The organism is Burkholderia sp. MSMB1459WGS, assembly GCF_001534535.1.
GTDB lineage: Bacteria > Pseudomonadota > Gammaproteobacteria > Burkholderiales > Burkholderiaceae > Burkholderia.
Map to the genome: position 1 here is coordinate 28,890 of NZ_LPMU01000070.1, position 15,960 is coordinate 44,849.

Annotated in this window: 11 protein-coding genes; 7 read left to right on the top strand and 4 right to left on the bottom strand. The window is 65.3% G+C overall.

Annotated elements, in window-relative coordinates:
• The first annotated feature begins 28 nt into the window (after window positions 1-28).
• The 6 genes from rluB to truB all read left to right on the top strand — a co-directional run bounded on the left by rluB (window position 29) and on the right by truB (window position 8,642).
• Window positions 29-1,780, top strand: coding sequence for a 23S rRNA pseudouridine(2605) synthase RluB (rluB, locus tag WT97_RS27490; RefSeq protein ID WP_060354776.1), 1,752 nt, complete (start codon window positions 29-31; stop codon window positions 1,778-1,780).
• Window positions 1,781-2,236: 456 nt separating this feature from the next.
• The gene (gene rimP, locus WT97_RS27495; protein ID WP_011351796.1) at window positions 2,237-2,695 is read left to right on the top strand and encodes a ribosome maturation factor RimP; all 459 of its coding nucleotides are present in this window, start codon (window positions 2,237-2,239) and stop codon (window positions 2,693-2,695) included.
• Complete coding sequence (gene nusA / locus WT97_RS27500; protein ID WP_060354777.1) at window positions 2,695-4,170, top strand: transcription termination factor NusA; 1,476 nt, start codon at window positions 2,695-2,697, stop codon at window positions 4,168-4,170. Before rimP ends, nusA begins: the two co-directional genes overlap by 1 nt.
• Window positions 4,171-4,261: 91 nt before the next feature.
• Complete coding sequence (infB, locus tag WT97_RS27505) at window positions 4,262-7,183, top strand: translation initiation factor IF-2 (protein ID WP_059499057.1); 2,922 nt, start codon at window positions 4,262-4,264, stop codon at window positions 7,181-7,183.
• A gap of 114 nt (window positions 7,184-7,297) precedes the next feature.
• Complete coding sequence (gene rbfA, locus WT97_RS27510) at window positions 7,298-7,696, top strand: 30S ribosome-binding factor RbfA (RefSeq protein ID WP_053525271.1); 399 nt, start codon at window positions 7,298-7,300, stop codon at window positions 7,694-7,696.
• Between the two features lie 13 nt (window positions 7,697-7,709).
• The gene (truB, locus tag WT97_RS27515; protein ID WP_060354778.1) at window positions 7,710-8,642 is read left to right on the top strand and encodes a tRNA pseudouridine(55) synthase TruB; all 933 of its coding nucleotides are present in this window, start codon (window positions 7,710-7,712) and stop codon (window positions 8,640-8,642) included.
• Between the two features lie 108 nt (window positions 8,643-8,750).
• Here truB and WT97_RS27520 read toward each other — a convergent pair whose 3' ends face one another.
• The 4 genes from WT97_RS27520 to WT97_RS27535 form a co-directional block, all read right to left on the bottom strand.
• The gene (locus tag WT97_RS27520; RefSeq protein WP_060354779.1) at window positions 8,751-10,310 is read right to left on the bottom strand and encodes a DHA2 family efflux MFS transporter permease subunit; all 1,560 of its coding nucleotides are present in this window, start codon (window positions 10,308-10,310) and stop codon (window positions 8,751-8,753) included.
• A 28-nt stretch (window positions 10,311-10,338) separates the two neighbouring features.
• Entirely contained in the window at window positions 10,339-11,553 is a 1,215-nt protein-coding gene (locus tag WT97_RS27525; protein ID WP_059789765.1) for an HlyD family secretion protein, read from the bottom strand.
• A 52-nt stretch (window positions 11,554-11,605) separates the two neighbouring features.
• Window positions 11,606-13,102: an efflux transporter outer membrane subunit gene (locus WT97_RS27530; protein WP_060354780.1), complete on the bottom strand. Its 1,497-nt coding sequence runs from the start codon at window positions 13,100-13,102 to the stop codon at window positions 11,606-11,608.
• Between the two features lie 87 nt (window positions 13,103-13,189).
• A complete protein-coding gene (locus WT97_RS27535; RefSeq protein WP_059499052.1) occupies window positions 13,190-13,681 on the bottom strand; it encodes a MarR family winged helix-turn-helix transcriptional regulator in 492 nt (163 codons plus the stop codon).
• A gap of 329 nt (window positions 13,682-14,010) precedes the next feature.
• Here WT97_RS27535 and typA point away from each other — a divergent pair, with 329 nt between their 5' ends.
• Entirely contained in the window at window positions 14,011-15,837 is a 1,827-nt protein-coding gene (gene typA, locus WT97_RS27540) for a translational GTPase TypA (RefSeq protein ID WP_059499051.1), read from the top strand.
• Window positions 15,838-15,960: the final 123 nt, after the last annotated feature.

A 15,960-nucleotide genomic window follows, 5' to 3' on the forward strand; every position in this document is an offset into this window, starting at 1 on the left:
GCGCGAGACCTGACATTTTGAGGTTGTTTTGACAGATATCCACGATATTGAATCGTCCGCGCCTGCCGTGCAGGCAGCGCGTGCCGACGATGCGCCGGAGCAGGATGCTTCGGCCGCGGGTGGCGACGAGCGTCCCCGCCGCGGTCTGCGGCGCGGCCCGCGCAGCCTGATCGCGCGGCGTCGCGCGGCGGCCAAGTCGAAGGGCGCCGAAGGCGAGCAGCAGGGCGCCGAGGGCGCGGATGCGCAGCCGGCCGACGCTGCCGACGCGCAGCCGGCGCGTGCGCCGCGCAAGGAAGGCGCGGCCAAGGGCGGCCGCAAGCCCGCCGGCAAGCGTGAAGGCGCGGCCAAGGGCGGCCAGGGCGGCCAGGGCCGTCGCGGTGCATCGAAGGCCGAAGGTGGCTCGGCGAAAGCCATGGAAGGCGATGCGTCCGAGGACGAACTGTTCGCGTACGTGACGTCGCCCGCGTTCGACGCGGACAACTCCGCGGGCGGTAGCGGCGTGCGAGCGCCGATGCTGCGCCGTGGCCGCAATCAGCCTGCGAACAAGCGTGTGCTGTCTCCGGACGACGATGCGCCGAAGCTCCACAAGGTGCTGGCGGAAGCCGGCATGGGTTCGCGCCGGGAAATGGAAGAACTGATCGTCGCCGGCCGCGTGTCGGTGAACGGCGAACCCGCGCACATCGGCCAGCGGATCATGCCGACCGACCAGGTGCGGATCAACGGCAAGCCGGTCAAGCGCAAGCTGCCGAACAAGCCGCCGCGCGTGCTGCTGTATCACAAGCCGACGGGCGAAATCGTCAGCCACGCGGATCCGGAAGGCCGTCCGTCGGTGTTTGACCGCCTGCCGCCGATGAAGACGGCGAAATGGCTTGCGGTGGGCCGTCTCGACTTCAATACCGAAGGTCTGCTGATGCTGACGACCTCCGGCGACCTCGCGAACCGCTTCATGCATCCGCGTTACAGCGTCGAGCGCGAGTACGCGGTGCGCGTCGTCGGCGAGCTGTCCGAAGGGATGCGGCAGAAGCTGCTGCACGGCGTCGAGCTCGACGACGGTCCGGCGAATTTCCTGCGCATCCGCGATGGCGGCGGCGAAGGCACGAACCACTGGTATCACGTCGCGCTGGCCGAAGGCCGCAACCGCGAAGTGCGCCGGATGTTCGAGGCGGTCGGCCTGATGGTGAGCCGGCTGATCCGTACGCGTCACGGCCCGATTCCGCTGCCGCGCGGCCTGAAGCGTGGCCGTTGGGAAGAGCTCGACGACGCGCAGGTGCGCAAGCTGATGGCGACCGTCGGCCTGAAGGCGCCGTCCGAGGAGAAGGGCAAGCGCGGCAGCGCCGGTCCGGCCGAGCGTCGCCAGCCCGATCCGATGCAGACGTCGATGGGTTTCATCAGCCGCGAGCCGGTGCTGACGACGCACGGGCAACTCGACCAGCCGCGTCGCGGCGGTGGCCGACGCGGCGCGCCGGGCCTGCCGGGCTTGAGCGGCTACGGTAGCCTGCCGGTTGCGCCGTCGGGCTACGGTAGTCGTCCGGGTGGCGGCCGTGATGGCAATCGCGTAGGTGGCGGGCGCGACGGCAATCGCACCGGCGGCGGTCGCGATGTCGACGGCAATCGCATGTCGTATGGCGCCGGCCCCAAGCGCGATGGCGCGGGCGGCAAGCGCGGCGGAAGCAAGGGTGGCGGCAATCGCAATCCGAACGGCAATCGCGCCGACGGCGGCAACGGCGGCGGCCCGCGCGGCGGTCAGCGTCCGCAGCGCAGTCGTACGCGTAGCCGCTAAGCGTCTATTGACTGGATTGGCGTGCGGCGGCGCGAGGCTGCCGGCTCGCCGGTCCGACCGGCGTTCGGCCGGTTTTGTCGACGCGACGCATTGCATTGATGGATTTCGGCTGCATCTATGATGTCGCGTACCGCGACAACGGCGATCACCGGTTCGATAGTTGGTTTCGGTCGATCGGGCGGCCCGATTTCGCATTTTCGGTCCGTAAAGGCGGCCGGCGCGCTGCTTTTACCGGCTGGCTTGGCGTTTGCGCCAAAAATCGCTATAATCGCGGAGTCGCTGGGCGTACGGATTCAATGTGCGGCTCAGGTGCGACCACCAGTAAGAAGATGGGCGTTCCGCCCATTTTTTTTTGCTGAAACGGTTAGGCATCTCGGGTAGCGCTTCCTGCGCCGGCTAAGGCGCGCGCCCGCGGGTGAATCGCGAGCGGCGGGCGCGAACACCTGAGAGGACACTGTGCAACTGACGGAACTGATAGAAACCACGGTCACCGGGCTCGGCTACGAGCTGGTGGATCTCGAGCGCACCGGGCGCGGCATGCTTTGCATCTATATCGATCAGCCTGCCGGCATCTCGCTCGAAGATTGCGAAAAGGTCACGCGTCAGCTCCAGCACGTCTTGACGGTCGAAAACATCGATTACGAACGGCTCGAAGTCTCGTCCCCGGGGCTCGACCGCCCGTTGAAGAAGCTGGCCGACTTCGAGCGCTTCGCCGGCAGCGAAGTTTCCGTGACCTTGAAAAAGCCGCTGGACGGGCGCAAGACGTACCGGGGCATTCTGCACGCGCCGAATGGCGAAACGATCGGTTTGGAATTTGAGGGGAAGAAGGGCGAGGCAGCCATGCTGGATTTCACGCTGGCCGATATCGACAAAGCCCGCCTGATTCCGCAAGTTGACTTTAGGAGCCGCAAATAATGAGTCGCGAAGTGTTGATGCTGGTGGATGCGCTGGCGCGCGAGAAAAACGTCGACAAGGATGTGGTGCTGGGCGCCCTCGAGGCTGCGCTCGCGTCCGCTTCCAAGAAGCTGTTCGACGAAGGCGCCGAAATCCGCGTCCATATCGATCGCGAAAGCGGCGAGCACGAAACCTTCCGTCGCTGGCTCGTCGTGCCCGACGAGGCAGGCTTGCAGGAGCCGGATCGCGAGATCCTGCTGTTCGAGGCTCGTGAGCAGAACCCCGACGTCGAAGTCGGCGAGTATGTCGAGGAACCCGTTCCGTCGATCGAGTTCGGTCGCATCGGCGCGCAGGCCGCGAAGCAGGTGATCCTGCAGAAGGTGCGCGACGCGGAGCGCGAGCAGATCCTGAGCGACTACCTCGAGCGTGGCGAAAAGATCATGACGGGTACGGTGAAACGCCTCGACAAGGGCAACTTCATCGTCGAATCGGGCCGTGTCGAGGCACTGCTGCGCCGCGATCAACTGATCCCGAAGGAAAACCTGCGCGTGGGCGACCGCGTGCGCGCCTACATCGCGAAGGTCGACCGCACCGCGCGCGGCCCGCAGATCGAGCTGTCGCGCACGGCGCCCGAATTCCTGATGAAGCTGTTCGAGATGGAAGTGCCGGAAATCGAGCAGGGCCTGCTCGAGATCAAGGCGGCTGCCCGCGATCCGGGCGTGCGCGCGAAGATCGGCGTCATCGCATACGACAAGCGGATCGATCCGATCGGCACCTGCGTCGGCATCCGCGGCTCGCGCGTGCAGGCCGTGCGCAACGAGCTCGGTGGCGAAAACATCGACATCGTGCTATGGTCGGAAGATCCCGCCCAGTTCGTGATCGGCGCGCTCGCGCCGGCTGCCGTCCAGTCGATCGTCGTCGATGAAGAAAAGCATTCGATGGACGTCGTCGTCGACGAAAACGAACTGGCTGTCGCGATCGGCCGCAGCGGTCAGAACGTTCGCCTTGCCGGCGAGCTGACCGGCTGGCAGATCAACATCATGACGCCGGACGAATCCGCCCTGAAGCAGGGTGAAGAGCGCGACCGGCTGCGTGCACTGTTCATGGCGCGTCTCGACGTCGACGAGGAAGTTGCCGACATCCTGATCGACGAAGGCTTCACGAGCCTCGAAGAGATCGCGTACGTGCCGCTCAACGAAATGCTCGAAATCGAAGCGTTCGACGAGGACACCGTGCACGAACTGCGCAACCGCGCACGCGACGCGCTGTTGACGATGGCGATCGCGAACGAAGAAAAGGTCGAGAACGCAGCGCTGGATCTCAAGAGCCTCGACGGCATCACGCCGGAGCTGCTCGCGAAGCTGGCCGAACACGGCGTGCAGACGCGCGACGATCTCGCCGAGCTGGCTGTAGATGAACTGGTCGACATGACCGGGATGGAAGAGGATGCCGCTAAGGCGTTGATCATGAAAGCACGTGAACATTGGTTCCAGTGAGAAATGACCATGGCGCACTGATTTGATGGCGGCCGTATGGCCTGACCCGATGCTAACCGCAAGGAATCGGTCCTTGCACTAAGAGGAATGAATGGCGAGTAACAACGTAGCCCAATTTGCCGCGGAACTGAAAATGCCTGCTGGTGTGCTGCTCGAGCAGCTGCAGGCAGCGGGCGTCCAGAAAGCGAGTGAAGACGATGCGCTGTCCGAAACGGACAAGGCGCGTCTGCTCGATCATTTGCGCAAGTCGCACGGCGCAACCGACGGCGACAAGCGCAAGATCACGCTGACCCGCAAGCATACGTCGGAGATCAAGCAATCTGACGCGACGGGCAAGGCTCGCACCATTCAGGTCGAGGTTCGCAAGAAGCGTACGTTCGTCAAGCGCGACGACGTGAGCGAAGGTGCGGAACAGGGTCAGGCGCAGGTCGCCGAAGCGGACGACGATGCGGAGCTGAAGCGTCGCGAGGAAGAAGCGCGCCGCGAGGCCGAGTTGCTCGAGAAGCAGGCGCAGGAGCTGCGCGAGCGTCAGGAGCGCCTCGAGCGCGAGGAAGCCGAACGTCGCGCCCGCGAGGAAGCGGCGGAAGCCGAGCGCCGTCGCGCCGAGGAAGAAGCGGCGGCGAAGCGTGCCGCGGCGGAAGCCGCTGCGGCACGGCAGCAGGCGGCCGCGCAACAGGCCGCCGCAGCCGAGTCGGAAGCACCGAGTGCGCAGTCCGCGCAGGACGAAGCGCGTGCGGCCGCCGAACGCGCGGCGCAGCGCGAAGCGGCGAAGAAGGCCGAGGATGCTGCTCGCGAGGCGGCCGACAAGGCGCGCGCCGAGCAGGAAGAGATCAGCAAGCGTCGCGCGGCGGCGGAAGCCGAAGCACGCGCGATTCGCGAAATGATGAACACGCCGCGCAAGGCCGTGGTCAAGGCACCCGAACCGCCGAAGCCGGTCGAGGCGCCGAAGCCGGCCGAAGCGAAGGGCACGCTGCACAAGCCGGCGAAGCCGGAGGGTGCGCAGGCGCGTCCGGCCGTGAAGAAGCCGGTCGGTGCCGCGGCACCGGCCACGACGCAGGCGCCGGCAGGCGCGGGCGACCGTAACAAGAAGCCGGGCGCAGGCAAGGGCGGCTGGCAGGATGACGCATCGAAGCGTCGCGGCATCAAGACGCGCGGCGACTCGAGCGGCGGTGTCGACCGCGGCTGGCGCGGTGGCCCGAAGGGTCGCGGCCGTCACCAGGACAGCGCATCGTCGTTCCAGGCGCCGACCGAACCGATCGTCCGTGAAGTGCACGTGCCGGAAACCGTGTCGGTTGCGGATCTCGCGCACAAGATGTCGATCAAGGCCTCCGAAGTCATCAAGGTGATGATGAAGATGGGCCAGATGGTCACGATCAACCAGGTGCTGGACCAGGAAACGGCGATGATCATCGTCGAGGAGCTGGGCCACCGCGCGGTTGCCGCGAAGCTGGACGATCCGGAAGCGCTGCTCGTCGAAGGCGAAACTGGTACCGATGCGGAGCAACTGCCGCGTCCGCCGGTCGTCACGGTGATGGGTCACGTCGACCACGGCAAGACCTCGTTGCTCGACCACATCCGCCGCGCGAAGGTTGCCGCGGGCGAAGCGGGCGGCATTACGCAGCACATCGGCGCGTATCATGTCGACACGCCGCGTGGCGTCATCACGTTCCTCGACACGCCGGGTCACGAAGCGTTCACGGCAATGCGTGCGCGCGGCGCGAAGGCGACCGACATCGTCGTGCTGGTGGTGGCGGCCGACGACGGCGTGATGCCGCAGACGAAGGAAGCCATCGCCCACGCGAAGGCGGGTGGCGTGCCGATCGTCGTCGCGATCAACAAGATCGACAAGCCGGAAGCGAACCCCGATCGCGTCAAGCAGGAACTGGTCGCGGAAGGCGTCGTGCCGGAAGAATACGGTGGCGATTCGCCGTTCGTGCCGGTGTCGGCAAAGACGGGCGCAGGTATCGACGATCTGCTCGAGAACGTGCTGCTGCAGGCCGAAGTGCTGGAACTGAAGGCACCGGTCGAAGCGCCGGCCAAGGGCATCGTGATCGAAGCGAAGCTCGACAAGGGTAAAGGCCCGGTCGCGACGATCCTCGTGCAGTCCGGTACGCTGAACCGCGGTGACATCGTGCTGGCGGGTACGGCCTACGGCCGCGTCCGTGCGATGCTCGACGAGAACGGCAAGCCGACGAAGGAAGCCGGCCCGTCGATCCCGGTCGAAATCCAGGGTCTGTCGGAAGTGCCGGGTGCGGGCGAGGAAGTGATCGTGCTGCCGGACGAGCGCAAGGCGCGTGAAATCGCGCTGTTCCGTCAGGGCAAGTTCCGCGACGTGAAGCTCGCGAAGCAGCAGGCCGCGAAGCTCGAAAGCATGCTCGAGCAGATGGGCGAAGGCGAAGTGCAGAACCTGCCGCTCATCATCAAGGCAGACGTGCAGGGTTCGCAGGAAGCGCTCGTGCAGTCGCTGCTCAAGCTGTCGACCGACGAAGTGCGCGTGCAGATCGTGCACAGCGCGGTGGGCGGCATCAGCGAAAACGACGTCAACCTCGCGACGGCATCGAAGGCGGTCATCATCGGCTTCAACACGCGTGCGGATGCTCAGGCACGCAAGCTGGCCGAGGCGAACGGCATCGATATCCGCTACTACAACATCATCTACGACGCAGTGGACGAGGTGAAGGCGGCGATGTCGGGCATGCTGGCGCCGGAGAAGCGCGAAGTCGTCACCGGCATGGTCGAGGTGCGCCAGGTCTTCAAGGTACCGAAGGTCGGCACGGTCGCAGGCTGTATGGTCACGGACGGCATCGTCAAGCGCTCGTCGTCGGTGCGCGTGCTGCGCAACAACGTCGTGATCTTCACGGGCGAACTCGAATCGCTGAAGCGCTTCAAGGACGACGTGAAGGAAGTGAAGCAAGGCTTCGAGTGCGGTATGTCGGTGAAGAACTTCAACGACATCATCGAAGGCGACCAGTTCGAAGTCTTCGAAGTGACCGAAGTCGCACGTACGCTGTAATCGTCGCGTATCGGCTCATGGGCGGGGCAGGCTTGGGCTTGCCCCGCCCATTTTCATGGTGGCGTGCCGAAAATGGCCGCCGCTTCATCCTGATAAACGGATCACGGATCGATCATGTCCAGGAAACGTACTTCCCCCAATCGCAACGTTCAGATCGCCGATCAGATTCAGCGCGATCTGTCCGAACTCATCATGCGCGAGGTCAAAGATCCGCGCATCGGCATCGTGACCATCCAGAGCGTGGAACTCACGCCGGACTATGCGCACGCGAAGGTCTACTTCACGGCGCTCACCGGCGATCCGGAGAAGACGCAGGAGGCGCTGAACCATGCGTCGGGTCACCTGCACAACCTGCTGTTCAAGCGCCTGCACATTCATACGGTGCCGACGCTGCATTTCCATTACGACCAGACGATCGAGAAGGCCGTCGAAATGTCGCGCCTGATCAAGGAAGCGAACTCCACGCGCGCGAAGGACGACGACGAGGCCGACGTGCCTGCCAAGGACGACTGAGCTCGACCGGCCTATGACGAATGCTGCACCCCAACGTCCGCGCGTGCCCCGGCGCGTGCTGGACGGCGTTCTTCTGCTCGACAAGCCGGTCGGCCTGTCGAGCAACGATGCGCTGATTCGTGCGAAGCGCCTGCTGCTCGCGAAGAAGGCCGGTCACACCGGCACGCTCGATCCGTTGGCCTCGGGCCTGCTGCCGCTGTGTTTCGGCGAAGCGACCAAGTTCTCGCAGGACTTGCTCGACGCCGACAAGACCTACGAAGCGACGATGCGTCTCGGCCAGCGCACGGCCACCGGCGACGCCGAAGGTGACGTGATCGACACACGCCCCGTCGAATGCGATCGTGCGGCGGTGGAAGCCGCGCTCGTGCGTTTCACCGGCGATATCGTGCAGGTGCCGCCGATGTATTCGGCGCTCAAGCGCGACGGCAAGCCGCTGTACGAATATGCGCGGGCCGGCCAGACCGTCGAGCGGGAAGGCCGCAACGTGACGATCCACGCGCTGGAACTGCTAGCCTGCGAGCTGCCCGACGTGACGTTTCGCGTGACCTGCAGCAAGGGCACGTATGTGCGCACGCTGGCGGAGGATATCGGCGAGGCGCTGGGTTGCGGCGCGCATCTGACGATGCTGCGTCGCACGGGCGTCGGTGCGCTGACGCTCGAGCACGCGGTGACGCTCGACGCACTGTCGGACGCTGCCGAATCGGTGCGCGATGCATGGCTTCAGCCGGTCGACGCGTTGCTGTCGACGTTTCCGGCCATTCGGCTCGACGACGCGTCCGCGAAGCGGTTCCTGCACGGCCAGCGCCTGCCGCTGTCGGCGCTCGAGTCGATCGACGCGGCCGACGGCGAGCGCGTGCGGGTGTACGACGCAACGCGATTGCTCGGCGTGGCACGCAAGGCGAATGGCGTGCTCGCACCGGAACGGCTCGTCGTGACGGCGCAATGACGCAGCGACGCACGCACGTGCACGCAGCGGAATGAAAAAGGCCCGGTCATTTTCGACCGGGCCTTTTGTTTGGCGTGATCGCGCCGTGATGCTGCTGCCGGGTGGCGCTCAGTGTGCCGCCGACGCCGCCGCACCGGCATCGCCGCCGCCCGCGCGTTCGGGCTTGGTGATCCAGATCAATCCGATCAGCAGCACGAAGATCGCGGCGGAAATGTAGAACAGATCGTTCACGCCGAGCTGCGCAGCCTGCTGCGTGGCCATGTTGTTGATCAGGCCGTGTGCCTGTTCCTGCGTGAGCCCGAGATTACCCATCTGAGTGACGGCCTGATTGAACGTCGGGTTGTACGGATTCGTCTGTTCGACCAGTTGCGCGTGGTGGAAGTTGTTCCGATGATCCCACGCGGTCTGGAAGATCGACGTACCGATGCCGCCGCACATGATCCGCACGAAGTTCGACAGGCCGGACGCCGCTGGAATGCGGTGGCCGGGCAGCCCGGACAACGTGATCGACACGAGCGGGATGAAGAAGCCCGCCATCGCGATACCCTGCACGAGCGTCGGCAGCGTCAGCGACCATTCGTCGACGCCGGTCGTGTAGCGCGAACGCATCCAGAAGCACAGCGCGAACGTGAGGAATGACGCCGTCGAGATGAAGCGCGGATCGGTGCGCGGCAGGTACTTCCCGGTGAGCGGCGACAACAGGATGGCGAACAACCCGACCGGCGCCATCACGAGGCCGGCGTCGGTTGCGGTGTAGCCGATTTGCGTCTGCAACCACAGCGGTAACAGCACGAGATTGCCGAAGTACAGGCCGTAGCCGATCGACAGCGCGACCGTGCCGCCGGTGAAGTTTCGTATGCGGAACAGCGACAGGTCGACGACCGGGTGCTCGGCGGTCAGTTCCCAGATCACGAAGAACGCGAACGCGATGACGGCGGTCAGCGCGAGCACGATGATCGTCGTCGACGCGAACCAGTCCAGATCCTTGCCTTTGTCGAGCATGATCTGCAGCGAGCCGACCCAGACGACCAGCAGCGCGAGACCCACGCCGTCGATCGGCGCACGGCGCACGGCCGACTCCCGACTCCGGTAGATCACCCACGTCGCGGCGGCGGCGGCGATGCCAACCGGGATGTTGACGTAGAAGATCCACGGCCACGAATAGTTGTCCGAGATCCAGCCGCCGAGAATCGGGCCCGCGACGGGGGCGATCAGCGTCGTCATCGCCCATAGTGCGAGCGCCATCGGCGCTTTCGCGCGTGGATAGCTCGACAGCAGGAGCGCTTGCGACAGCGGAATCATCGGGCCCGCGACGGCACCCTGGAGCACGCGCGACGCGAGCAGGAATGGCAGGCTCGGCGCCAGCCCGCACATCCACGACGAGATGACGAACAGGATGATCGACGCGAGGAACAGGCGGACTTGCCCGAAACGCTCGGTCAGCCAGCCGGTCAGCGGCACCGAGATTGCGTTCGCGACCGCGAACGACGTGATGACCCACGTGCCCTGATCGGACGACACGCCGAGGTCGCCCGAGATGGTCGGGATCGCGACGTTCGCGATGGACGTGTCGAGCACGTTCATGAACACCGCGAGCGATACCGCGATCGTCCCGAGCAGGAGTTGTCCGCCCTGCAGGGGCGGATGGGAGACAGGAGCCTGTGCCATGTCGGTTGTCTTTCCGGAGTCGGAACGGTTACATCATTTTCGCGGCGCTGCTCTGCTTCGCCGCGACCGGCGCCGACGCGTTGCCGCCTGCATTTTCGGCGATGATGCGCGCGATTTCGGCATCGGCTTCGTCGCCGTATTTCGCGAAAACGTTGGTCTCGTAGACGGTGTTCGGTGCGTTGACGAGCTGGTCGCCGCGTTCGTCCTTGATGTCCACGTCGACCTGCATCGACAGGCCGATGCGCAGCGGGTGCTTCTCGAGATCCTTCGGGTCGAGCTCGATCCGCACGGGCAGGCGCTGCACGACCTTGATCCAGTTGCCGGTCGCGTTCTGCGCGGGCAAGAGCGAGAACGCCGAGCCCGTGCCGGCCGAGAAGCCGACGACCTTGCCGTGGTACGTGACCGACGAGCCGTAGATGTCGGCCGTCATCTCGACCGGCTGGCCGATGCGCATGTGCTTCAACTGGACTTCCTTGAAGTTCGCGTCGACCCACACGGCATTGAGCGGCACCACCGACATCAGCGGGTTGCCGGGCGACACGCGCTGGCCGACCTGCACCGAGCGCTTCGCGACGTAGCCGGTGACCGGCGCCGGCAGCACGTTACGCGCGTTCGCGAGGTACGCGTCGCGCACCTTCGCGGCGGCGGCCATCACGTTCGGGTGCGATGCGATCGTCGTGTTCGCGGTCAATGCGCGATTCGATGCGAGCTGCTGTTGTGCGGCGTCGACCGATGCCTGCGCGGCCTTCACCGCGTCGCGGGCGTGCGAGATTTCTTCCTGCGATACGGCGCCCGTCTGCGCGACGGCCAGGCGGCGACGCAGGTCGTCCTGGGCCTTCGACAGGTCCGACTGGCGCAGCGCGACTTGCGCGCGGTACTGGTCGTCGTTGACGAACAGGCCGCGCACCTGGCGCACCGTCTGCGCGAGGTTGGCTTCCGCCTGCTGCAGCGCGACCTGCGAATCGGCCGGGTCGAGCACGACGAGCGGATCGCCGGCCTTGACCGTTTGCGTGTCGTCCGCCTTCACGGCGATCACGGTGCCGGTGACCTGCGGCGTGATCTGCACGACGTTGCCGTTTACGTACGCATCGTCGGTGTCTTCATGGAAGCGGGCGACGAGGAAGTAGTACAGGCCGTATGCGATGGCCGCGATCACGATGACCGCGACGAGCAGCGTCATCATTCGTTTGCGCTTGCCGTTGTTCTGCGGCTGCGCGCTGGCGGCGTTTTGTTGGTCGCTCATGGCGATTTTCTCCGTCCTTTATTTCGAGTGTCTGCGTAGTGGTGGCGCCGGATCAGTTGGCGGCCTGTTTGGTCGGCGTGGCCGCATCGGGCGCGGCGAGCGGCGTGCCGGTCGCGTCGAACCCGCCGCCGAGCGCCTTGATCAGGGCAAGCTGCATGTCGCGCCGGCGCATTTTCAGGTTGGTCACCGTCTGTTCCGATGCGAGGCGGTTGCTGTCCGCCGTCAGCACCTGCAGTTGCGGCGACAGGCCGGCCTTGTAGCGGATGACCGCGAGATCGTACGCACGCGTCGAGGCGTCGAGCGCACGCTGGGCGTCGCCCATCTGGCGATCGATCGCGCGGATCGACGCGACTTGCGTCGCGACGTCGTTCAGCGCGCTGATCAGCGTCTGGTTGTAGTTCGCGACCGACAGGTCGAAGTCGGCGTAGCGGCCCTTGAGCTGGGCGCGCAGCGCGCCGGCATCGAAGATCGGCAGGTGGATCGCGGGGCCGAATTGGGCCTGGCGACTCGCGAAGTTCAGGAATTTGCCCCAGCCGAACGCATCGAAGCCGAACCCGGCCGCGAGGTTCACGTCCGGGAAGAACTCGGCCTTCGCTTCCTTCACGTCGTGCATCGCGGCTTCGACCTGCCAGCGCGCGGCGACGATGTCGGGGCGGCGCGACACGAGATCGGCCGGCAGGTTGCCGGGCAGCGTGACGTTGCCGCTCGGGTTCATCACGGGCGCCGCGATCTGCAGCCCGCGATCCGGGCCCTTGCCGAGCAGCGCGGCGAGCTGGTAGCGCACCGTCGTGATCTGGCCGTCGAGGTCCGACAGAGAGGCCTGGGTGGTCGCGATGTTGCCGCGGGCCGTCTGGCGTTCGACGTTGGTATCGAGGCCGGCCGATACGCGGCCGTCGGTGATCTTGCCGACCGTCTCGCGGTTGGTGATCTCGCGTTGCGCGATGTCGCGCAGCGCATAGAGCTGTGCGAGCGAGTTGTAGGTGCGTGCGACCGACGACGCGAGCGTGATGCGCGCCTGTTGCATGTCGGCTTCGGCGGCCTTTTCCTGCGACACGGCCGTGTGCAGGCGCTCGCGGTTCTTGCCCCACAGGTCGAGTTCCCACGAGGCGCTCGCCAGCGCGTTGTTTTCGCTGTACCACTGGCCGCCGTACGGGGGCGGGAACAGGCCGTTCGACGAATACAGTTCACGCGTCCACGAATAGCTGGCTTCGGCCTTCGGCATCAGGTTCGAGCGCGACGATTCGATATACGACGACGCTTTCGCGATGCGCGCCTGCGCCTGCGCGATCGACGGGTTGCCCTGCAGCGCTTCGTCGATCAGCTTCGGCAATTGCGGATCGCCGAACTGGCTGGCCCAGTCGAGTGCCGGCCATTGGCCACCCTGGGCCGGCAGGCTCTGGGCGGATTCGAATTGCGACGCGGGGGCGATCTGCTTGTCGCTCTTGATGCCGATGTAATTCGCGCAGCCCGCCAGCGCCAGCGCGGCGACCGCGGCAGCGACGGCGGCGCGGCACGACCCGGCGCGCACGGACAACGGGGAGGATTTCATCGCGCTAACCCCTGACTCGGAATGAATGATGGACACTGCAAGGATTTCCTTACATTAATCTGTCAAAAGTAATTGTCATGGCAACTATTACGTGATGCTACCGCCGGCCGTCTCGCAATAGTTGCTGAGAATGCGGCGCAGCATGCTCTTCAGGAACCCGACTTCTTCCGGCGTAAACCCGTCCAGCACCTGGTCGAGCACGCTGCGAAAAATGGGCGGGAGCCGTTCGGCCAGCGCCCGGCCTTCGTCGGTGAGCTCGAGGCGCACGACGCGTCGGTCCTCGATGCTGCGCACGCGCGACAGCAGGCCGCGTTTCTCGACCCGGTCGAGCAAGCGCGTGACCGCGCTTGCGTCGATCCCGTATTCGCGCGCGAGTTCGGCGGCCGTCGAGCACTTGCCGACCGCGATCATGAACAGCATGCTCGCCTGTGTGCCCGTGATGCCGAGCTCTTCCTGCGTGCGCTGCGTGACGAGGTTGGTCATCACCGACTTCACGCGCGACATCAGATAACCGACGCTGTCGTTCATCTGATACGAAGACAACTGCGAAACGGGCGGAGGAGTAGGAGAATCCGACATAAAACCCTGAAGCTGCAATAGTTGACTAGGCAGCAGTATAGGCACAATTGCTTGCCGCGGCAAATGTTAATCGAACGGCAAAACCCGCGCTGTGTATCGCGAGAATCCCTTATCTCGATAAGGTTTTTGGGGCCGGCCGGCAAGGGTGAGGAAGCGGGTTCGTCTGTTCGGTAGAGGAAGGCGGAGCCGCCCGTTTTGCTGCATTGCAATGCGCGGGTCGGCTCTCGACACTCGCACGTGCTATAATTTGAGGCTTTCCAAGCTGCAACGCGCGCGCCCGTGAAAAACGAGCGCGCGCGTTTGCGCGTTCAAACGATTTCCAGGTTTCTATGACCCGCGCCCTTCGCAATATCGCCATCATCGCCCACGTCGACCACGGCAAAACCACGCTCGTCGACCAACTGCTCCGCCAGTCCGGCACCTTCCGCGAGAACCAGCAGATTGCGGAGCGGGTGATGGACTCGAACGACATCGAAAAAGAGCGCGGGATCACGATTCTCGCGAAGAACTGCGCGGTCGAATACGAAGGCACGCACATCAACATCGTCGACACGCCGGGGCACGCGGACTTCGGCGGCGAAGTCGAGCGCGTGCTGTCGATGGTCGACTCGGTGCTGCTGCTCGTCGATGCGGTCGAAGGCCCGATGCCGCAAACGCGCTTCGTCACGAAGAAGGCGCTCGCGCTCGGCCTGAAGCCGATCGTCGTCGTCAACAAGATCGATCGTCCGGGCGCGCGGATCGACTGGGTCATCAACCAGACCTTCGACCTGTTCGACAAGCTCGGCGCGACCGAAGAGCAGCTCGACTTCCCGATCGTGTACGCATCGGGCCTGAACGGCTACGCGTCGCTCGACCCGGCTGCTCGCGAAGGCGACATGCGCCCGCTGTTCGAGGCGATCCTCGCGCACGTGCCGGTTCGCCCGGCCGATCCGGAAGCGCCGCTGCAGCTCCAGATCACGTCGCTCGACTATTCGACGTACGTCGGCCGGATCGGCGTCGGTCGCATCACGCGCGGCCGCATCAAGCCGGGCCAGCCGGTCGCGATGCGTTTCGGCCCGGAAGGCGACGTGCTGAACCGCAAGATCAACCAGGTGCTGTCGTTCAAGGGCCTGGAGCGCGTGCAGGTCGAGTCGGCCGAGGCGGGCGACATCGTGCTGATCAACGGTATTGAAGACGTCGGCATCGGCGCGACGATCTGCGCGGTCGACACGCCGGAAGCGCTGCCGATGATCACCGTCGACGAGCCGACGCTGACGATGAACTTCCTCGTCAACTCGTCGCCGCTCGCCGGCCGCGAAGGCAAGTTCGTGACGAGCCGCCAGATCCGCGACCGCCTGATGAAGGAACTGAACCACAACGTCGCACTGCGCGTGAAGGATACCGGCGACGAAACGGTGTTCGAAGTGTCGGGTCGCGGCGAACTGCATCTGACGATTCTCGTCGAGAACATGCGCCGCGAAGGCTACGAGCTGGCCGTGTCGCGTCCGCGCGTCGTGATGCAGGAGATCGACGGCGTGCGTCACGAGCCGTACGAGCTGCTGACGGTGGACGTCGAGGACGAACACCAGGGCGGCGTGATGGAAGAGCTGGGCCGCCGCAAGGGCGAGATGCTCGACATGGCGTCGGACGGCCGCGGCCGCACGCGTCTGGAGTACAGGATCTCGGCGCGTGGCCTGATCGGCTTCCAGAGCGAATTCCTGACGCTCACGCGCGGCACGGGCCTGATGAGCCACATCTTCGACTCGTACGCACCGGTCAAGGACGGTTCGGTCTTCGAGCGCCGCAACGGCGTGCTGATCTCGCAGGACGATGGCGCCGCGGTGGCGTACGCACTGTGGAAGCTGCAGGATCGCGGCCGCATGTTCGTGAAGCCGGGCGATGCGCTGTATGAGGGCATGATCATCGGCATCCATAGCCGCGACAACGACCTCGTCGTGAACCCGATCAAGGGCAAGCAGTTGACCAACGTGCGCGCGTCGGGCACCGACGAAGCCGTGCGTCTCGTGCCGCCGGTCCAGATGTCGCTGGAGTACGCGGTCGAATTCATCGACGACGACGAACTCGTCGAAGTGACGCCGCAGTCGATCCGCCTGCGCAAGCGCTTCCTGAAGGAGCACGAGCGTCGCCGCGCGAGCCGCGAAGGCGCGGTCGACTAAGCATCGATCGTTCCCGCATCACGGAAAAGGCCGCCTTCGGGCGGCCTTTTTTGCATTCGCGCGACCGGCAACCGGGCCGGTTGCAAAACACTGTTCCCGCAGGCCGCGGCAATCCGGCAAAAC